Raw genomic sequence first — 19,463 nt, forward strand, 5'->3', positions numbered from 1 at the left:
CGACGCGGCCTCGACCGACGACACCATCCTGAACGGACTGGCCGCGCGGGACCCGAACACCAAACCGATCGGCCCGCGTTTCACCGAGCCGCCCAGGACCGCGACTAGACGGCGTCGCCGTCCGCCCCGTCCCAGGCGTGCGCCCAGGTGTGCTGCACCGTCAGATCCGCCTTGATCTCGGCGAGTTGTACGGCGACGGCGGAAGGCGCCGTGCCGCCGCGTCCGTTGCGGGAGGCCAACGCGCCGGGGACGTCGAGGACATGGCGTACCTCGGGCGTCAGATGCGCGGAGATCTTCGCGAACTGCTCGTCGGTGAGCTGGTCGAGTTCGATGCCCTCGGCCTCGCAGACCTTGACGCACTCCCCCGCGACCTCGTGCGCGACCCGGAAGGGCACGCCCTGCTTGACCAGCCACTCGGCGATGTCGGTGGCGAGCGAGAAACCGGCCGGTGCCAGGGTCTCCATCCGCTCGCGGTGGACGGTGAGCGTGGCCATCATGCCGGTGAACGCCGGGAGCAGCACCTCCAGTTGGTCGCAGGAGTCGAACAGCGGCTCCTTGTCCTCCTGGAGGTCGCGGTTGTACGCGAGCGGCAGCGCCTTGAGCGTGGCCATCAGTCCGGTGAGGTTGCCGATGAGCCGTCCGGACTTGCCGCGCGCCAGCTCCGCGATGTCGGGGTTCTTCTTCTGCGGCATGATCGACGAGCCGGTGGAGAAGGCGTCGTGCAGGGTCACGAAGGAGAATTCCTTCGTGTTCCACAGGATGACCTCTTCGGCGATCCGGGAGAGGTTGACGCCGATCATCGCGGTGACGAAGGCGAATTCGGCGGCGAAGTCGCGAGACGCGGTGCCGTCGATGGAGTTGCCCACCGAGCCGTGCAGGAAGCCGAGTTCCTTGGCGACGGCCTCCGGGTCCAGGCCGAGCGAGGACCCGGCGAGCGCGCCTGACCCGTACGGGGAGACGGCCGTGCGGTCGTCCCACTGCCGCAGCCGCTCCGCGTCCCGTGACAGCGCCTGTACGTGGGCGAGCACGTGGTGTGCGAAGAGCACGGGCTGGGCGTGCTGGAGGTGGGTGCGGCCGGGCATCGCGGTGTCCGGGTGCGCCTCGGCGAGGCCGACCAGCGCGCTCTGGAGGTCGGCGATGAGCCCGCCGATGGTCCGCGCGTGGTCGCGCAGGTACATCCGGAAGAGCGTGGCGACCTGGTCGTTGCGCGAGCGCCCGGCCCGCAGCTTGCCGCCGAGGTCGGCGCCGACCCGCTCCAGCAGGCCGCGTTCCAGCGCGGTGTGCACGTCCTCGTCGGCGATGGTGCCGGCGAAGTCGCCGGAGGCCACGTCCGCTTCGAGCGCGTCGAGTCCGGCGATCATCCGGTCCAGCTCGTCGGCGGTCAGCAGCCCCGCCTTGTGCAGCACCCGGGCGTGCGCGCGGGAGCCCGCGATGTCGTACGGCGCGAGCCGGAAGTCGAAGTGCACGGAGGCGGAGAGCTTGGCCAGCGCCTCGGCGGGGCCGTCGGCGAACCGGCCGCCCCACAGCCGCAGGTTGTCGTCGCCGCCGCCGGGGCCGCCGGTGTTCGTGTCCGTCACTTCGTCAGGTCCCGCTTCGCGGCGATCTTGCTGGACATGCCGAAGATCTCGATGAAGCCCTTGGACAGCGACTGGTCGAAGGTGTCCCCGGTGTCGTACGTCGCCAGGTTGAAGTCGTACAGCGACTCGCCGGACTTCCGGCCGGTGACGACGGCCCGGCCGCCGTGCATGGTCATCCGGATGTCGCCGGAGACGTGCTCGTTGGCCTCGGCGATGAAGCCGTCGAGCGCCCGCTTGAGCGGGGAGAACCACAGGCCGTCGTAGACCAGTTCGCCCCAGCGCTGCTCGACCTGCCGCTTGTACCGGGCCAGTTCGCGCTCGACGGTGACGTTCTCCAGCTCCTGGTGCGCGGTGATCAGCGCGATGGCGCCCGGCGCCTCGTAGATCTCACGGGACTTGATGCCGACCAGCCGGTCCTCGACGATGTCGATCCGGCCGATGCCCTGGGCCCCGGCCCGCACATTGAGCTGCTGGATGGCTTCGAGCACGCTGACCGGCTTGCCGTCGATGGCCACCGGGACGCCCTGCTTGAAGGTGATGACCACCTCGTCGGCCTCGCGCGGCTCGGCCGGATTCTGCGTGTACTCGTACACGTCCTCGATCGGGGCGTTCCAGATGTCCTCCAGGAAGCCGGTCTCGACGGCCCGCCCGAAGACGTTCTGATCGATGGAGTACGGCGACTTCTTGGTGGTCGCGATCGGGAGGTTCTTCTCCTCGCAGAAGGCGATGGCCTTGTCGCGGGTCATCGCGTAGTCGCGGACCGGCGCGATGCACCTCAGGTCGGGCGCCAGCGAGGAGATGCCCGCCTCGAACCGCACCTGGTCGTTGCCCTTGCCGGTGCAGCCGTGCGCGACGGTGGTGGCGCCGTGCTTGTTGGCTGCGGCCACCAGGTGCTTCACGATGGCCGGCCGCGACAGCGCGGACACCAGCGGATACCGGTCCATGTAGAGGGCGTTGGCCTTGATCGCCGGGAGGCAGTACTCGTCGGCGAACTCGTCCTTGGCGTCCGCGACCTCGGCCTCGACCGCCCCGCAGGCGAGCGCCCGCTTGCGGATGACGTCCAGGTCCTCGCCGCCCTGGCCGACGTCCACCGCGACCGCGATGACTTCGGCGCCGGTCTCCTCGGCGATCCAGCCGATGGCGACGGACGTGTCCAGACCGCCGGAGTAGGCGAGTACGACGCGCTCGGTCACGGGGCTCTCCTTACGATGCATACGCTGACTGGCATAAGTATGCACTCGACCGTATGCTTCGTCAACGCGGCAGGTCAGAGGGGGTGTGAGACCGTATAACCGGCCGGACCGGAGCTATGCCTCGCCCTGGGCGAGACGGAGCAGGTGGTCGGCGAGTTTCTTGCCGCCGGCCGGGTCGCGGCTGATCAGGACGACGGTGTCGTCGCCCGCGATGGTGCCGAGGATGTCGTAGACCTCGGCCTGGTCCATGGCGGAGGCGAGGAACTGGGCGGCGCCGGGCGGGGTGCGGACGACGACGAGGTTGGCGGACGCCTCGGCGGAGATGAGGAGTTCGGCGGCCAGGCGCCGCATGCGCTCTTCCTTGACGGACTCGCCGAGCGGGGCCTGCGGGGTGCGGAAGCCGCCCTCGGAGGGGACGGCGTAGATGAGTTCGCCGTCGTTGGTGCGGATCTTGACCGCGCCGAGTTCGTCGAGGTCGCGGCTGAGCGTCGCCTGGGTGACGCTCAGCCCGTCGTCGGCGAGCAGCTTGGCGAGCTGGCTCTGCGACCTGACCGGCTGGCGGCCGAGGATGTCCACGATCCTGCGGTGCCGCGCGGTACGGGTCTGCGGTACGGCCTGGCTGCCGTTGTGCTGCTGCGCCTCGGTCATCGTCGTGTCAACTCCGTCATTCTCCGGCTCCGCTCGCCCCGGAGGCCCGGTGCACCTGGTCGAGGACGCCGGGCAGCGCCTGGAGGAACGCGTCCGTGTCGTCGTCGCCGACGATCAGCGGGGGCGCGAGCCGTACCGTGTCGGGCACGGCGGCGTTGACCAGGAACCCGGCATCCTGAGCCGCCTTCTGGATCTGCGCTGAGAGCGGCTCGGTGAGCACGATACCCAGCAGCAGGCCCGAACCGCGCACATGATCGACCAACGGGTGTCGCAGCGCCTCGACGCCCTGCCGCAGCTTCTCGCCCTGCCGCTTGACGTGGTCGAGCAGGCCGTCGGCCGCGATCGTGTCGAGGACGGCGAGCGCGGCGGCGCAGGCGACCGGATTGCCGCCGAAGGTGGTGCCGTGGGCGCCGGGCGTCATCAGCTCCGCGGCCGGGCCGAAGGCGAGGGCGGCGCCGATCGGCAGGCCCGCGCCGAGGCCCTTGGCCAGGGTCACCACGTCCGGCTCGACACCCTGTGCCTGGCACTCGAACCAGTGGCCGGTCCTGCCGATGCCGGTCTGCACCTCGTCGAGCACCAGCAGCGTGCCGGTGGCCGCGGTGATCTCGCGGGCGGCGGCGAGGTAGCCGGGCGGCGGCACGACCACACCGTTCTCGCCCTGGATCGGCTCGATGATCACCAGCGCGGTGTCGGTGGTGACGGCCGCCCGCAGCGCGTCCGCGTCGCCGTACGGCACGTGCGTGACGTCGCCGGGCAGCGGCTCGAACGCCTCGCGCTTCTTGGGCTGGCCGGTCAGCGCGAGCGAGCCCATCGTGCGGCCGTGGAAGGCTCCGTCGGTGGCGACCATGTGCTGACGCCCCGTCAACCGGCCGATCTTGAAGGCCGCTTCGTTGGCCTCGGCGCCGGAGTTGGCGAAGAAGACCCGGCCGGGGCGGCCGGAGAGCTGGAGCAGCCGCTCGGCGAGCGCGACGGGCGGTTCGGCGACGAAGAGGTTGGACACATGGCCGAGCGAGGAGATCTGCCGGGTCACCGCCTCGACGACCGCGGGGTGCGCGGTGCCGAGGGAGTTGACCGCGATGCCGCCGAGGAAGTCGACGTACTCCTTGCCGTCGGCGTCCCAGAATCTGGCGCCCGCGCCGCGGACCAGCGGGATGCGCGGGGTGCCGTAGTTGTCCATGAGCGAGCCCTGCCAGCGCTGGGTCAGTCCCTCGTTGCCGCTCACCGCGCTTCTCCTTCTCCCTGGTCGGATACGGTGCCCGCGGCCGGTGCGCCGGCCGCGTCGGTGACGTCGTCCGGCACGACCATCGTGCCGATGCCCTCGTCGGTGAAGATCTCCAGCAGGATCGAGTGCTGGACCCGGCCGTCGATGACGCGGGCGGTGTTCACGCCGTTGCGCACGGCGAACAGGCAGCCCCGCATCTTGGGGACCATGCCGCTGGACAGGTCGGGCAGCAGCTTCTCCAGCTCCGTCGCGGTCAGGCGACTGATGACGTCGTCGCTGTTCGGCCAGTCCTCGTACAGGCCCTCGACGTCGGTGAGGACCATCAGCGTCTCGGCGCCCAGCGCGGCGGCCAGGGCGGCGGCGGCCGTGTCGGCGTTGACGTTGTAGACGTGGTGGTCGTCGGCGGAGCGCGCGATGGAGGAGACGACCGGGATACGGCCGTCGGCCAGCAGCGCCTCGATCGCGCCGGTGTCGATGGCGGTGATCTCGCCGACCCGGCCGATGTCGACCAACTCGCCGTCGATACGCGGGCGGTGGCGGGTGGCGGTGATGGTGTGGGCGTCCTCGCCGGTCATGCCGACGGCCAACGGGCCGTGCTGGTTGAGCAGTCCGACCAGCTCGCGCTGGACCTGGCCCGCCAGCACCATCCGGACCACGTCCATCGCCTCGGGCGTGGTCACCCGCAGACCGGCCTTGAACTCGCTGACCAGGCCGTGCCGGTCGAGCTGCGCGTTGATCTGCGGGCCGCCGCCGTGCACGACGACCGGCTTGAGGCCCGCCTGCCGCAGAAAGACCACGTCCTGCGCGAAGGCGGCCTTCAACTCCTCGTCCACCATGGCGTTTCCGCCGAATTTGATGACGACGACCCTGCCGTTGTGGCGGGTCAGCCACGGCAGCGCCTCGATGAGGATCTGGGCCTTGGGCAGTGCCGTGTGCTTGCGCGCGGTGGGCCGGCCCTCCGGCTTCGCGGCTCCGGGGTTCCGATCGTCGGTCATGAGCTGTACGCGCTGTTCTCGTGGACGTAGTCGGCGGTGAGGTCGTTCGCCCAGATCACCGCGGACTCCGTACCGGCCGCGAGGTCCGCCGTGACGACCACCTCGCGGAACCGCATGTCGACCAGGTCGCGGTCCTCGCCGACCGAGCCGTTCCTGCACACCCACACGCCGTTGATGGCGACATTGAGCCGGTCGGGCTCGAAGGCGGCCGAGGTCGTGCCGATCGCGGACAGCACACGGCCCCAGTTGGGGTCCTCGCCGTGGATCGCGCACTTGAGGAGGTTGTTACGGGCGATGGAGCGGCCCACCTCGACGGCGTCGTCCTCGGAGGCCGCGTTGACGACCTCGATCCTGATGTCCTTCGAGGCGCCCTCGGCGTCGCCGATGAGCTGGCGGGCGAGGTCGCCGCAGACCGCGCGGACCGCCTCGGCGAACTCCTCGTGCTCCGGGGCGATTCCGGACGCCCCCGAGGCCAGCAGCAGCACGGTGTCGTTGGTCGACATGCAGCCGTCGGAGTCGATCCGGTCGAAGGTCAGCCGGGTGGCGGCGCGCAGCGCCGTGTCCAGGGCGGGGGCTTCCACGTCGGCGTCCGTGGTGAGGACGACCAGCATGGTGGCCAGGCCCGGCGCGAGCATGCCCGCGCCCTTGGCCATGCCGCCGACGGTCCAGCCCGCGCCGCCCGCGACGGCCGTCTTGTGCACGGTGTCGGTGGTCTTGATGGCGATGGCGGCCTTCTCGCCGCCGTACTCGGACAGTTCGGCCGCGGCCTTCTCGACTCCCGGCAGGAGCTTGTCCATCGGGAGCGGCAGACCGATCAGGCCGGTCGAGGCGACCGCGATCTCGCCCGCGCCGTGGTCGTCGGCGCCGAGGACCTCGGCGACCTTCTCCGCGGTCGCGTGCGTGTCCTGGAAGCCTTGCGGGCCCGTACAGGCGTTGGCGCCACCGGAGTTGAGGACCACGGCCGCGACGGAGCCGCCCTTGACGACCTGCTCCGACCAGAGCACCGGCGCGGCCTTCACGCGGTTGGAGGTGAAGACGCCCGCGGCGGCGCGGCGCGGTCCGGTGTTGACCACGAGGGCCAGGTCCGGGTTGCCGTTCTCCTTGATCCCGGCGGCGATCCCCGCCGCCGTGAATCCCTTGGCTGCCGTGACACTCACTGCTTCTCCTCGTTCCCTTCTCCGCCCGCCCGGCACAGAGCCGCGCCGTGCGTCACGGTGCGACTCCGATGGTGGAGAGTCCTGTCGCCTCGGGGAGTCCCAGGGCGATGTTCATGCTCTGCACCGCGCCGCCGGCGGTGCCCTTGGTCAGGTTGTCGATGGCGCTGATCGCGATCAGGCGGTGGGTGCTCTCGTCGTACGCGATCTGGATCTGGACGGCGTTCGAGCCGTAGACGGCGGCGGTCGCGGGCCACTGCCCCTCGGGGAGCAGGTGCACGAACGGCTCGTCGGCGAGGGCCTTCTCGTACGCGGCCCGCAGGTCGTGGCCGGTGACGCCGGGGCGGGCCTTGGCGCTGCACGTGGCGAGGATGCCGCGCGGCATGGGGGCGAGGGTGGGCGTGAAGGACACACTGACCCGCTCGCCGGCCGCCGCGCTGAGGTTCTGGATCATCTCCGGCGTGTGCCGGTGGCCGCCGCCGACTCCGTACGGGCTCATCGAGCCCATCACCTCGGAGCCGAGCAGATGCGGCTTGGCCGCCTTGCCCGCGCCCGAGGTGCCGGAGGCCGCGGTGATGACGGCCTCCGGCTCGACCAGCGCGGCGGCGTAGGCGGGGAACAGCGCGAGCGAGACCGCCGTCGGGTAGCAGCCGGGCACCGCGACGCGCTTGGACCCCTCCAACGCGTCGCGGGCGCCCGGCAGTTCGGGCAGCCCGTACGGCCAGGTCCCGGCGTGCGGGCTGCCGTAGAACCTCTCCCAGTCGGCGGCGTCGGTCAGCCGGAAGTCGGCGCCCATGTCGACGATCAGCACCTCGTCGCCGAGCTGCGCCGCGACCGCGGCGGACTGGCCGTGCGGCAGCGCGAGGAAGACCACGTCGTGTCCCGCCAGCACCTCCGCCGTGGTCGGCTCCAGCACCCGTCCGGCCAGCGGCAGCAGGTGCGGCTGAAGCGCGCCGAGCCGCTGCCCGGCGTTGGAGTTCCCGGTCACCGCCCCGATCTCGACCTCGGGGTGCCCCGCGAGCAGGCGCAGCACCTCCCCGCCCGCGTACCCGCTGCCCCCGGCCACCGCTGCCCGCACCACCATCGAACCCTCCTCGTCGATGGCATGACTATACGTTTCAACGCAGTATTATGCAAAGGTCCCGCCACCCCGCCTACCGGCACTTCCCCCGTTGCTAGGCTCCGCGCATGCCGAACCTGGGGCCCGTCGTCTGGCCGCCCGAGCCGATCAGGACCGCGAGGCTCGTACTGCGCGGGTCCGAGGCGCGTGACCGGGCGGCGTTCATCGAGCTGCTGGCGTCGCCGGAGGTGCATACCTACCTCGGCGGCCCCCGGCCGCGTGCCGAGCTGGAGCGCGAGCTGCCCGAGGTGCCCGAGCGGTGGCCGGGAAGCTTCGTCGTGGAGCTGGACGGCGCGATGATCGGCCAGCTCCTGCTCAGGCGAGCGGCGGAGAGCCACCGCCCGGCCGCCCGGGGGAAGGCCGATCTCGGCTATCTGTTCCTGCCGCGGGCGTGGGGCCTCGGGTACGCCGCCGAGGCGGGCGCGGCGGCGCTCGACTGGTTCGACGGCGTCCTGCCCGGCGAGCCGGTGATCCTGGCCACCCAGAGCGCCAACCTCGCCTCGATGCGCCTCGCGGCCAAGCTCGGGTTCACCGAGGTGGAGCGGTTCCACGCCTGGGACGCCGAGCAGTGGCTGGGCCTGCGCCCGCCGCTCCCGGCATCCGCGTAGGACCGAGGGCCCCGGTCGCAGCGGCCGAGCCGTACGTCGGCGCGGCCCTCGGCGGAGTCAGAGGGCGCGCAGGGCGGGCAGGAGCGTCTTCTGCGACCAGTCGAGGAAGGGCTCCTGGTGGTCGCCGCCGATCTGGATCAGGGCGATCTCGGTGAAGCCCGCGTCGATGTAGGACGCGACCGCTTCGGCGAACACGTCGGGGTCGCTGCCGCAGGGAATGGCCTCGGCGATGTCCTCGGGGCGCACGTGCTCGTTGGCTCCGGCGAAGGCCGCCGGATTCGGCAGTTCCGCATTCACCGGCCAGGGCCCCACGGACCAGCGGAACTGCTCGTGGGCCCGGGCGACGGCGGCGTCGGTGTCCGGGTCGTAGCAGACCGGGAGCTGGCCGACCCTCGGCTTTCCCGTACCGCCGTGCGCGTCGAAGGCGTCGAGCAGTTCGCTCTTCGGCTCCGTGGCGATCACCAGATCGGCCAGCCGGCCCGCGAGCGAGCAGGAGCGCTCGCCCGAGACCGCGATGCCGAGGGGCGGCGGGGTGTCCGGGAGGTCCCACAGCTTGGCGTTGTCCACCTCGAAGTGGGCGCCCCGGTGGTTCACGACATCGCCCGCGAGCAGGGCGCGGATGATCCCGACCGCCTCTTCCAGCATCTCGACCCTGGTCCGCGCGGAGGGCCACCCACCGCCGACCACGTGCTCGTTGAGCTGCTCACCCGAGCCCAGCCCGAGCCGGAAGCGCCCCTCGGACAGCAACTGCATCGTCGCGGCCTTCTGCGCGATCACCGCCGGGTGGTACCGCTTGGTCGGGCAGGTCACGTAGGTCATGAGCGGGATGCGGTACGTGGCCTGGGCCGCGGCTCCCAGCACGCTCCAGGCGTACGGGGAGTGCCCCTGGGAATCGAGCCAGGGGAAGTAGTGGTCCGAGGTCACGGAGAAGTCGAATCCGGCCCGCTCGGCGCCGACCACATGGTCCACGAGCGCGCGGGGGCCCGCCTGCTCCGTCATCATCGTGTATCCGAATTGCACCATGCGAGGCGTTTAGCCGATCTTCCCGGCCGGGAAACCTCCCGCTCGGCTGAGGGGGCGGTGCGGGGGTAGGCGTAACGGGCGGGCAGGAGGGGGGACCGGTCCCCCGGTCAGGACACGTCGCGATCGCACACGGGCAGGTGGCTTCAGGATGACAAGCGGGACCGGCGGCAGTGCCGCACCCGGCAGGGACGAGACACCGGAGCAGCGCGCCGACCGGCAGTGGGGCGAGCTGCTCCAGGAACTGCGGGTCGTCCAGACCGGTGTGCAGATCCTCTTCGGCTTCCTGCTGACGGTCCCGTTCCAGCAGCGCTTCGCGCACCTGTCCGACGGCGAGCGCACGCTGTACATCGTGACGGTGATGCTGGGCGCGGCGACGACGGGCGCCCTGGTGGGGCCCGTCTCGCTGCACCGGATGCTGACGGGACAGCGGTTGAAGCCCGAGACGGTCGCGTGGGCGTCGCGTCTGACCGTGGTGGGTCTCGTCCTGCTCGTGTGCACCATGGCCACGGCCCTGCTCCTCGTCCTGCGTGTCGCCGGTGGCGCGACGGTCGCGATCCCGATAGTGGCGGGAATGGTCGTATGGTTCGGCCTCGCCTGGCTCGTCCTCCCCGCGGTGGCGCGACACCGCGCCCTGTCGGCGGACGGGTCCGACTGACCTCGACGTTCCCGCAGGGGAGCAGGACACGGAAAGAAGCGAGACATGACAGAGTCAGAGCCCACCGGCAGTGAGACGCGGCGCGCCGACGGAGCGGTGCTGTTCGACGTCGACGGCACCCTGATGGACACCGTCTATCTGCACACCGTCGCCTGGTGGGAGGCCCTGAGCCAGCACGGCCACCGGGTCGGCACGGCCCGGATCCACCGGCTGATCGGGATGGGCAGTGACCATCTGCTGGACGCGCTGCTCGGCGAGGACCGCGACCACGGCGAGGACGACACGATCAGCGCCGCTCACGACACCCTCTACGCCCAGTACTGGTCCCGGCTGGTGCCGCTGCCCGGGGCTTCCGACCTGCTCAGGGCCTGCGCAGCGCGCGGCTGGCAGGTCGTGCTCGCCTCGTCGGCGAAGGGCGAGGAGGCCGACGTGATGCTCCGCGCCCTCGACGCCGATGAGGCGATCACCGCCGTGACCACCTCCGACGACGTGTCCTCCAGCAAACCCGCCCCCGACCTCGTACGGCAGGCGCTGGAGAAGGCGGGGGTCCCGGCCGGGCGCGCGGTTTTCGTCGGCGACGCCGCCTGGGACGCGCAGGCGGCCTCCAAGGCGGGCGTGCGCTGCCTCGGCGTGCTCACCGGCGGCTGGACGCGCCAGGAGTTGAGCGAAGCGGGAGCCGAAACCGTCTACGAATCCGTCGCGGACCTGCTCACCCACCTGGACGACAGCGTCCTCGCCACGCCACGCCGATGACCGGCCGCCGGGCCGGCGTACGCGTGGCGTCACGACGCCGTCGCGGAAAGTTTCCCGCTCTCGGGCCCCCCGTCACACGTGTCAATCATGTGACGCGGGTACGCGGACAGTAGGGGATTGTCACTTCTGTGGGTGATTGTTCCGTTTCGACCGCTCCCGAAAGGAACGACGACATGAAAGCGCTGGTCTACAACGGCCCTTACGACGTCTCCGTCGAGGATGCGCCGGACGCGCGGATCGAGCAGCCCAACGACGCGCTGGTCCGGATCACCACCACCAACATCTGCGGCTCCGACCTGCACATGTACGAGGGCCGCACGACCGTCGAGCGGGGCAAGATCCTCGGCCACGAGAACATGGGCATCGTCGAGGACACCGGGCCCGCGGTGACCCGGATCAAGCCCGGCGACCGGGTGTCGGTGCCGTTCAACATCGCCTGCGGAAGCTGTCGCAACTGCGTGAACGGCTGGACCGCCTTCTGTCAGCGCGTCAACCCCACCGAGGGCATGGACGGCGCCGCGTACGGCTACGCCAACATGGGCCCGTACGACGGCGGCCAGGCCGAACTGCTCCGCGTGCCGTACGCCGACTTCAACCTGCTCGAACTGCCCGCGGGTGACGAGCACGAGGCCAAGTTCACGATGCTCTCCGACATCTTCCCCACCGGCTGGCACGGCACCGAACTCGCCGGCCAGCGCGCCGGGGACAGCGTCGCCGTCTTCGGCGCGGGACCCGTCGGACTGCTCGCCGCGCACAGCGCCCTGATCCGCGGCGCGTCCCAGGTCTTCGTCGTCGACCGGCAGGCCGACCGCCTCGCCCTGGCCGAGTCCATCGGCGCCACCCCCGTCGACTTCTCCGAGGCCGACCCCGTGGAGCAGATCCTGGACGCCACCGACGGGCGCGGCACGGACTGCGGCGTCGAAGCCGTCGGCTACCAGGCGCACGACCCGTCCGGCCAGGAGCACCCCGAACTCGTCCTGGACAACCTGGTCAAGGCCGTCCGTACCACCGGCGGCATCGGTGTGGTCGGCGTCTACATGCCCGAGGACCCGGAAGCCGCCGAGGAGGGCGCCAAGCACGGCCGGATCGCCTTCGACTACGGCACCTTCTTCACCAAGGGTCAGCACATGGGCACCGGCCAGTGCCCCGTCCTGCGCTACAACCGCGCCCTGCGCGACCTGATCGTCACCGGCCGGGCCGACCCGTCCTTCCTGGTCTCCCACGAACTCCCGCTGGACGAAGCCCCCGACGCCTACCGGCACTTCGACAAGCGCGACGACGGCTGGACGAAGGTCCTGCTCCACCCCTGACGCAAGGCCGCGAAGGCGGCCCGACGCGACCATGGGCCGGCGATGACCGGAGCTTGACCCGGCGGGCAGCATGGAGGGATCGGGGCGGGCAAGGAGCCCGACGTGATGAGAACCGGTGCCGTGGCCCTGACCCTGCTCGTGGCCGTCGCGGCGGCGGTCGCCGCCGTGGCGGTCGGCCCCTGGTGGTGGACGGCCGCCGCCGTCCTGGCCCTGCTGGGGCTGCTCGGCCTGTACGACCTGACGCAGCGCCGCCACTCGGTGCTGCGCAACTACCCGGTGATCGGCCATGCCCGCTACCTGCTGGAGAAGATCCGCCCGGAGCTCCAGCAGTACTTCGTCGAGCGGAATTTCGACGGCCGCCCCTTCGACCGCGACACCCGCAGCATCGTCTACGAACGCGCCAAGGGCACCGCGGCCGAGGAGCCGTACGGCACCGAACTCGACGTCTACCGCTCGGGCCACGAGTTCCTGGTGCCGTCGATGGCGCCGCGGCCCGTACCGGACGATCCGCCGCGGGTGCGGATCGGCGGTCCCGACTGTGCCAAGCCGTACGACATGGCGCTGCTGAACGTGTCGGCGATGAGTTTCGGCTCGCTGTCGGCCCAGGCGGTCCTGGCGCTCAACAAGGGCGCGGCGGACGGTGGTTTCGCGCACGACACCGGTGAAGGGGGCCTGTCGGAGTACCACCTGCGGCACGGCGGCGACCTGGTCTGGGAGATCGGCACCGGCTACTTCGGCTGCCGCACCGACGACGGCGACTTCGACGCCGGGGAGTTCGCCGACAAGGCCGCCCACGACAGCGTCAAGTGCGTGTCGCTGAAGCTGTCCCAGGGCGCCAAGCCCGGTATCGGCGGCGTCCTGCCAGGGGCCAAGGTCAACGCCGAGATCGCCCGGGTGCGGGACGTCCCGCAGGGCGAGACCGTCGTGTCCCCGCCGTACCACCGGGTCTTCGGCACGCCCCGTGAGCTGATCCGGTTCATCGCCCGGATGCGGGAGCTGTCGGGGGGCAAGCCCGCGGGCTTCAGGCTGTGCGTCGGTTCGCGCCGCCAGTTCCTGGCCGTCTGCAAGGCGATGGTCGAGGAGGGCACCGCGCCGGACTTCATCATCGTGGACGGCGCCGAGGGCGGTACCGGCGCGGCGCCGCTGGAATTCGCCGACCACGTCGGCACCCCGCTCACCGAGGGCCTGACCACCGTGCACAACGCGCTGGTCGGCGCCGGTCTGCGGGACCGGGTCAGGATCGGCGCGAGCGGCAAGATCGCCACCGGCAGCGACCTCGTCAAGCGCATGGTCCAGGGCGCGGACTACGGCAACGCCGCCCGCGCCATGATGTTCGCCGTCGGGTGCATCCAGGCGCAGCGCTGCCACACCAACACCTGCCCCGTCGGCGTCACGACCCAGGACCCGCGGCGGGCCCGCGCGCTGGACGTCGGCGACAAGTCCGTCCGGGTGCGCAGGCTCCAGGAGTCCACCGTCGCCAGCGCTCTTCAGATCATGGCGTCGATGGGCGTCACCGATCCGTCGCAGCTGCGCCCGCACATGCTGCGCCAGCGTGTCGACCCCTACACCGTCCGCTCCTATGACGAACTGTACGAGTGGCTGGCTCCCGGTCAGCTGCTCGCCGAACCGCCCGCCTCGTGGGCCGCCGACTGGGCCGCCGCCGACCCCGACCGCTTCACCGTCTGAGCCGTCCCGCTGTGCGCACCGGCTGCCGCGCACCGCGCCGCACCCCGAAGCGCCGCACCGCCACACCGCCCCACCGCCACACCGCCACACCGCCACACCGCCACACCGCCACACCGCCACACCGCCACACCGTCTGAGCTGGAGGAATCATGGCCCGTACCGTTGCCCGCGTCATCGTGGACGCCCTGGCCGAACTGAACGTACGCCAGGTCTTCGGCGTCGTCGGCGACGCCCTCAACCCCCTGACCGACGCGATCCGCACCACCGAGGGCGTGGAGTGGGTGGGCTGTCGGCACGAGGAGGCGGCGGCCTTCGCCGCGAGCGCGCAGTCCCAGCTCACCGGCGGCCTCGGCGTCTGCATGGGCACGGTCGGCCCCGGCTCGGTGCACCTGCTCAACGGCCTGTACGACGCGGCCAAGAGCCACACCCCGGTGCTGGCCATCGCCGGTCAAGTGCCGCTGTCCGAGCTGGGCAGCGACTACTTCCAGGAAGTCGACAACGACGCGCTCTTCAGCGATGTGGCGGTCTTCCGGGCCACCGTCACCTCGCCGGAGCAGATGCCGCTGCTGCTGGAGACCGCGGTCCGCACCGCCCTGGGACGCAAGGGCGTCGCCGTGCTGTCGGTCCCCGGCGACATCGGGGAGAAGGAACTGTCCACGGACCGGCCGGCCCGTTTCTCGCTCACCACGCCGAGCACCCGGCCGGACGAGGACGCCGTCCGCGCCGCCGCCGATCTGCTGGACCGGGCCGAGCGCGTCACCCTGCTGGTCGGCCGCGGCGCCCGGGGCGCCCGCGACCAGGTCATGGCCCTCGCCGACCGGCTGGCGGCGCCGATGGTGCTCACGTTGAAGGCCAAGGAGGGCTTCGAGGGCGACAACCCGTTCCAGGTCGGACAGACCGGTCTGATCGGCAACCCCGCGGCGGCCTCCGCACTCCAGGACGCCGACACCCTCCTGCTGCTGGGCACCGACTTCCCTTACCGCGACTGGTATCCCGAGGGCCGCACCGTGGTCCAGGTCGACACCGAGCCCACCCACATCGGCCGCCGCGTCCCGGTCGAGATCGGCCTCGTCGGCGAGGTCGGCGCGACCGTACGGGACCTGCTGGTCCGGTTGGACGCCGCACCGTCCGCGTCGGCGAAGGCCCGTGACCGCAAGCACCTGGACCAGGCCGTGGAGCGCTTCGCGTCCTGGCGGGAGGGGCAGGCCCGGCTGGCGGCCCCCGACCACGACAAGGGACTGATCGGCCGCGTCCGCTCCGCCCTGGACAACCGCGAGCACGGCATCCGTCCCGAGGCGCTCGCGGCGGCGGTCGACCGCCACGCCGCCGACGACGCGGTGTTCACCTCCGATACGGGCATGGCCACCGTGTGGCTGTCGCGTTTCGTGGAGATGCGCGGCGACCGTCGCCTCCTGGGCTCGTACAACCTCGGCTCGATGGCCAACGCCATGCCGCACGCGCTGGGCGCGCAGATGCTGGACCGGGGCAGGCAGGTCGTGGCGTTCTGCGGCGACGGCGGACTGAGCATGCTGCTCGGCGACCTCATGACGCTCAAGACGTACGACATGCCGGTCACCCTCGTCGTCTTCGACAACCGCCGGCTGGGCATGGTCAAACTGGAGCAGGAGCAGTCGGGGCTGCCGGAGTTCGGCACCGTCCTGGACAACCCCGACTTCGCGGCGGTCGCGACCGCCTTGGGCCTGACGGGTATCCGGGTCACCGACCCCGACGAGTTGGACGACGCCGTCCGCACCGCGCTGGCCGCGCCGGGCCCGGTGCTCCTGGACGTCCTCACCAACCCGGACGAGATCGCCGTTCCCGCCAAGCCCACCGTCGAGCAGGGCTGGGGCTTCGCCGTCGCCAAGATGAAGGAGATCGTCCGGAGCTCCGGCGACAACTCGCACTGAGGGCACCGGCGTTGCGCGGTCGGGGGCATCGGGGCATCGGGGCATCGGGGCATCGAGCCGTCAGACCGTCGAACCGTGTGCCGTAAGTGCCGTCGTGCCGTCGAGCCGTCGTCCCAAGTAGCCTCCCGCGTGGGATCTTTGAGGTGTCGCCCGGCCGACTCCGGCCGGCCGACGTGGAGATGGGGGAGACATGATCGCTCTGGTACTGATCGGCGTGCTGGTGGTCGTCGTCGGCGGGTGCGCGTGCGTGGTGTGGGCGAGTCGCGGCGGGCCCCGCTGGGTGCGCGCGGTGGCGTCGGTGACCCTCGCCGCCGGTGAACTGGTGCGCGGCTCCGAGCGGAACCGGCGACAGCGGGAGCGCCGACGCCTGAACCGGTCCGGCAGCGGCAGCGACTGACGGCGGTCGCCGCTGGGTTGGCGGCGTCACCTCACCGCCGCACCGGCCTTGGAGCAGCGCATGTCGTCGTTGGATGAGTTACGGTCCCTGCTGGGCGAACCCCCGCACCGGCGGCCGGATCCGGAGGGCTGGCGCGACGTCGAGCAGTACGTGGGCTCCGCGCTGCCCGGCGACTTCACCGCGTTCCTCGACGCCTACGGCAGCGGAGTCGTCTCCGCCGAACTCGTCGTCTTCCACCCCCGGGGATCAAGCCCGTTGCTGGACCGCACGCGCAGGACGAACGCGATGTTCACCGCGCGGCGGGAGAGCGCCGTGAGCGACGGCGACACCGAGCACATCCCGTACCCCTTCCGCCTTCGAGCCGTTCTGAGCGCGGCGCGGTCAGGACTTGGTGGCGCGGAGGATCACGAATTTGGGGTCGGAGGCGACGATGTCGCAGGTGCCGAAGAGGCGGCGCAGGCGGAGGTGGTAGCCGAGGTGGCGGTTGCCGATCACCCAGAGTTCGCCGCCGGGGCGCAGGACGGTACGGGCGGCGGTGAACATCCGGCGGGCCGTGATGTCGGTGGTGGCCTGGTGGGAGTGGAAGGGCGGGTTGAGGAGGACGAGGTCGGCGCTCTCGGCCGGGACCCCGGTCAGGCCGTCGGCGACCAGGAACTCCGCCTTGGTCGCGGGGTCGGCGTTGGCGCGGAAGGTGGCCTCGGCCGAGGCGACCGCCTGGTGCGACTCGTCGGCGAACAGCACGGCGGACTCGGGGTTGGCGAGCGCGGCGGCCGTCCCGACGACGCCGTTTCCGCAGCCGAGGTCGACCACGCGGTCCGGGCCGTGCCGCACGGGGAGGTGCTGGAGCAGGAAGCGGGTGCCGATGTCGAGCCGTTCCGCGCAGAAGATGCCCGCGTGGTTGGTCACCGTACGGCCGGAGACCGCACCGATGCCGTCCGGCAGCGCGTAGGTGATCGGCCAGGGGCTGGCGGTACGGGTCCGGCCCGCGGCCGGGGCGCAGAAGATCAGCCGCGCCTTCTTCTCGGCCAGTGACGTACGCGTCGGTCCGAGGATCCGCTCGAAGAGGTTGAGCGTCGAGGTGTGGATCTCGGTGGTCATGCCGGTGCCGACCACGACGGTGCCCTCGTGCACGGCGGGCGCGAGGCGGTGGAGCTGGTCCTCCAGCAGCGCGAGGCTCTTGGGGACCCTGATCAGCAGGACGTCCACGCGGTCCGGCGGGGTGTCGCGGGTGGACAGCAGCCGGACGCCGTCGGCCTCCTCCGGGGCGTTGCGCAGCAGATTCGCGCGGGTCGCCTCCTGGGCCAGGAAGGAGTCCGAGATCTGGGTGGGGCGGTGCGCGGCCAGCGCGGTGGTCAGCGCGCCCCAGCGGTCACCGACCACGACGACGGTCCCCGACAGGTCCACGGACCCGGCCGCCGTACGCCCGCCGGCCGCGCCGGCCGCCTGCGCGGCGGAACGGGAACCGGCGCGGGCGTCGCCCGGCGGATCGGCCCGCTGACCGGTGCGGGTGTCGCCTCGCGCGTCGGCCCGCGTGTCCGCCCGAGCGTCGGCTCTCGTGTCGGCTCGGGTGTCCGCGAGATGCCGGAGCGCGTACGCGTCGGCGGCGTCCCAGGCCCGCAGTTGGTCGCGCGGGTCCTGCGGGAAGCGAGTGAGGTCGAGGTCACCCCAGGGCGTCGTGAATCGGATCATGGTGCTCACAGGCTAACCGCTACGCCACCACTGAGCGGTCGGCCGGTGGCCGTGAGGCGTCGGACGGGGGTCGGGCCACCCCCCCTCGGGCCCCCTTCAGCCCCCCTCGGGACCCCCTCCAGGCCCCCCTCGGAGCCGCTTCCGCGGGGGTTTCACCGAGCTGGCGGGGCACGGCTCCTTCACCGCCGCGGGCCGGGCGTTGGGCTACACGCGGGCAAGGAGCGGGACCCGGAGGCATGTCCAGCCCCCGGGCCCCTCGAAGTGCCGCCCCGTGCACACACCGGCGCACTTGAGGCCGCGGGTCAATCTGATGTCGACTCGTTCTACCGTTGAACTACCGGCCCGTGAAAGAGGACCAGACAGGATTCGAACCTGCACCTGACGACCTTGCCCGCGGCCGATCGATCCGGTGATCGGCGGCGACTGCTGAGTCTGGAGCGAGAGTCTGAGATTGATCGCGGTCTGCCTCTGCCATTTGGGCTACCCCCGCGAGTGGTGCGGGGCGAGGGACTCGAACCCCCACTGGAACCGCGTCGTTCACGACAAACTTCAGCTTCAGCTTTGCGCTCCTGGCGCACCCTCCGCGCTCCGGCGGAGGGGATCTAGGGGGTCACTGCGCGAACAGGAACCCGAACACGGCCTCGCCGACGCGCCGGTCGGTGACCTCAGTGCCGTTGGCCTCCTCGCGGGCGAACTTCACCGCCTGCTGCAACTTCTCGACCCGGTCCAGCAGTTCGTTCACCCGGCGGGCGGGGAGCGCGCCGGAGAACTTCACCGTGGTCCAGTAACCGACCGCCACGTCCTCGTAGTACACCTCGACCTGGGCCGGGTGCTTCTCGGTGGCCTCGGCCTTCACGTGGTTGCGCGGGACCTTCTTGGTGCGGATCGTCCGTACCGGCTCGGTCTTCCAGGCGTCCGTGGAGGCGTCCAGATTCCAGCCCTCGGCCGCGTCCAGCACCGGCAGCTTGCGCACGAAGGTGTTGAGGTCGGTGAGCTGCTTCTCCAGGAAGAGCAGATACGACACGGGCACGTCGCTGACGACGGTGCGGCCGTCGACCGTGACATCGGCGCGCGCCTCGCAGTTGGCCCAGTCCTTGGTGGCGGTCACGTCGAAGAGCCGGGTGAGCGCCGCGGCGGTGTCCCGCAGCACATTCTCGGCCTTGACCTGCACCCGGGTGGACTCGGGCGGCAATTGCTCGCCCTCCTCGTCCTTCGGCTGATAGCTCCGCGAGATCCCGGAAAGCAACGCGGGCTTCTGCAAGTCGTGATGAGCGGTCGTCAGTTCCTGCTGCGCCTTGGACTTGACGCCCTTCTCGACCGCGATGATCTGATTGAGTTTCGCCACACACAGACCGTAACAGCGCGCCGACCACGCGTTCGACCGGTTTTCGCGGCGCCGGGCTTCGAATGTCCCGCCCGGCCGCCGACTCCGGAACCCCACGCCTCACTTCCGCCGCGACCCGACGCCGACTCCCCCGCAGGTAACCGCACATTATGGACGAAGTCCCGTTGAGAGCTTGGTCGTT

Annotated in this window: 17 protein-coding genes; 7 read left to right on the top strand and 10 right to left on the bottom strand. The window is 71.3% G+C overall.

The window, feature by feature from the left end; genetic code table 11:
• Positions 1-104: 104 nt before the first annotated feature.
• The 7 genes from argH to argC all read right to left on the bottom strand — a co-directional run bounded on the left by argH (position 105) and on the right by argC (position 7,873).
• Positions 105-1,577: an argininosuccinate lyase gene (gene argH / locus ACFY9V_RS11240; RefSeq protein WP_391160876.1), complete on the bottom strand. Its 1,473-nt coding sequence runs from the start codon at positions 1,575-1,577 to the stop codon at positions 105-107.
• Positions 1,574-2,770, bottom strand: coding sequence for an argininosuccinate synthase (locus tag ACFY9V_RS11245; RefSeq protein WP_355332643.1), 1,197 nt, complete (start codon positions 2,768-2,770; stop codon positions 1,574-1,576). Before ACFY9V_RS11245 ends, argH begins: the two co-directional genes overlap by 4 nt.
• 114 nt (positions 2,771-2,884) lie before the next feature.
• Positions 2,885-3,418 (bottom strand): arginine repressor, encoded by a 534-nt coding sequence (locus ACFY9V_RS11250; protein ID WP_391160878.1) that lies wholly within the window; start codon positions 3,416-3,418, stop codon positions 2,885-2,887.
• A 16-nt stretch (positions 3,419-3,434) separates the two neighbouring features.
• Positions 3,435-4,640, bottom strand: a complete 1,206-nt coding sequence (locus tag ACFY9V_RS11255; RefSeq protein ID WP_391046505.1) for an acetylornithine transaminase — start codon at positions 4,638-4,640, stop codon at positions 3,435-3,437.
• Entirely contained in the window at positions 4,637-5,635 is a 999-nt protein-coding gene (gene argB, locus ACFY9V_RS11260) for an acetylglutamate kinase (protein ID WP_391160881.1), read from the bottom strand. The genes ACFY9V_RS11255 and argB overlap by 4 nt, the downstream gene beginning before the upstream one ends.
• Positions 5,632-6,792: a bifunctional glutamate N-acetyltransferase/amino-acid acetyltransferase ArgJ gene (argJ, locus tag ACFY9V_RS11265; RefSeq protein WP_391160883.1), complete on the bottom strand. Its 1,161-nt coding sequence runs from the start codon at positions 6,790-6,792 to the stop codon at positions 5,632-5,634. Before argJ ends, argB begins: the two co-directional genes overlap by 4 nt.
• A 52-nt stretch (positions 6,793-6,844) precedes the next feature.
• Positions 6,845-7,873: an N-acetyl-gamma-glutamyl-phosphate reductase gene (argC, locus tag ACFY9V_RS11270; protein WP_391160885.1), complete on the bottom strand. Its 1,029-nt coding sequence runs from the start codon at positions 7,871-7,873 to the stop codon at positions 6,845-6,847.
• Between the two features lie 104 nt (positions 7,874-7,977).
• On the opposite strand from argC, the gene ACFY9V_RS11275 reads away from it, so the two are divergent.
• On the top strand, positions 7,978-8,517 hold the full coding sequence (locus tag ACFY9V_RS11275; protein WP_391160888.1) for a GNAT family N-acetyltransferase: 540 nt from the start codon (positions 7,978-7,980) through the stop codon (positions 8,515-8,517).
• Between the two features lie 57 nt (positions 8,518-8,574).
• On the opposite strand, the gene ACFY9V_RS11280 is transcribed toward ACFY9V_RS11275, so the two are convergent.
• Entirely contained in the window at positions 8,575-9,540 is a 966-nt protein-coding gene (locus tag ACFY9V_RS11280) for a TIGR03557 family F420-dependent LLM class oxidoreductase (RefSeq protein ID WP_391046494.1), read from the bottom strand.
• Between the two features lie 148 nt (positions 9,541-9,688).
• On the opposite strand from ACFY9V_RS11280, the gene ACFY9V_RS11285 reads away from it, so the two are divergent.
• From ACFY9V_RS11285 to ACFY9V_RS11310, 6 genes are all read left to right on the top strand, one after another.
• Positions 9,689-10,195 carry a DUF6328 family protein gene (locus ACFY9V_RS11285; RefSeq protein WP_355332664.1) on the top strand — a complete coding sequence of 169 codons (507 nt, stop codon included), beginning with the start codon at positions 9,689-9,691 and terminating at the stop codon, positions 10,193-10,195.
• A 45-nt stretch (positions 10,196-10,240) separates the two neighbouring features.
• Positions 10,241-10,948, top strand: a complete 708-nt coding sequence (locus ACFY9V_RS11290; protein WP_391160890.1) for an HAD-IA family hydrolase — start codon at positions 10,241-10,243, stop codon at positions 10,946-10,948.
• 173 nt (positions 10,949-11,121) lie between these two features.
• Positions 11,122-12,258: a glutathione-independent formaldehyde dehydrogenase gene (locus ACFY9V_RS11295; RefSeq protein WP_355332670.1), complete on the top strand. Its 1,137-nt coding sequence runs from the start codon at positions 11,122-11,124 to the stop codon at positions 12,256-12,258.
• A 105-nt stretch (positions 12,259-12,363) separates the two neighbouring features.
• Positions 12,364-13,944, top strand: coding sequence for a glutamate synthase-related protein (locus ACFY9V_RS11300; protein ID WP_391160892.1), 1,581 nt, complete (start codon positions 12,364-12,366; stop codon positions 13,942-13,944).
• 149 nt (positions 13,945-14,093) lie between these two features.
• Positions 14,094-15,851 carry a thiamine pyrophosphate-dependent enzyme gene (locus ACFY9V_RS11305; protein ID WP_391160894.1) on the top strand — a complete coding sequence of 586 codons (1,758 nt, stop codon included), beginning with the start codon at positions 14,094-14,096 and terminating at the stop codon, positions 15,849-15,851.
• Positions 15,852-16,041: 190 nt separating this feature from the next.
• Positions 16,042-16,248 (top strand): hypothetical protein, encoded by a 207-nt coding sequence (locus ACFY9V_RS11310; RefSeq protein WP_391046484.1) that lies wholly within the window; start codon positions 16,042-16,044, stop codon positions 16,246-16,248.
• 381 nt (positions 16,249-16,629) lie between these two features.
• Here ACFY9V_RS11310 and ACFY9V_RS11315 read toward each other — a convergent pair whose 3' ends face one another.
• Both ACFY9V_RS11315 and ACFY9V_RS11320 read right to left on the bottom strand, forming a co-directional pair.
• The gene (locus tag ACFY9V_RS11315) at positions 16,630-17,937 is read right to left on the bottom strand and encodes a methyltransferase (protein WP_391160896.1); all 1,308 of its coding nucleotides are present in this window, start codon (positions 17,935-17,937) and stop codon (positions 16,630-16,632) included.
• 610 nt (positions 17,938-18,547) lie between these two features.
• Positions 18,548-19,282 (bottom strand): hypothetical protein, encoded by a 735-nt coding sequence (locus tag ACFY9V_RS11320; RefSeq protein ID WP_355332681.1) that lies wholly within the window; start codon positions 19,280-19,282, stop codon positions 18,548-18,550.
• Positions 19,283-19,463 lie beyond the last annotated feature (181 nt).

Source organism: Streptomyces sp. NPDC008317, assembly GCF_042955955.1.
Classification (GTDB): domain Bacteria; phylum Actinomycetota; class Actinomycetes; order Streptomycetales; family Streptomycetaceae; genus Actinacidiphila.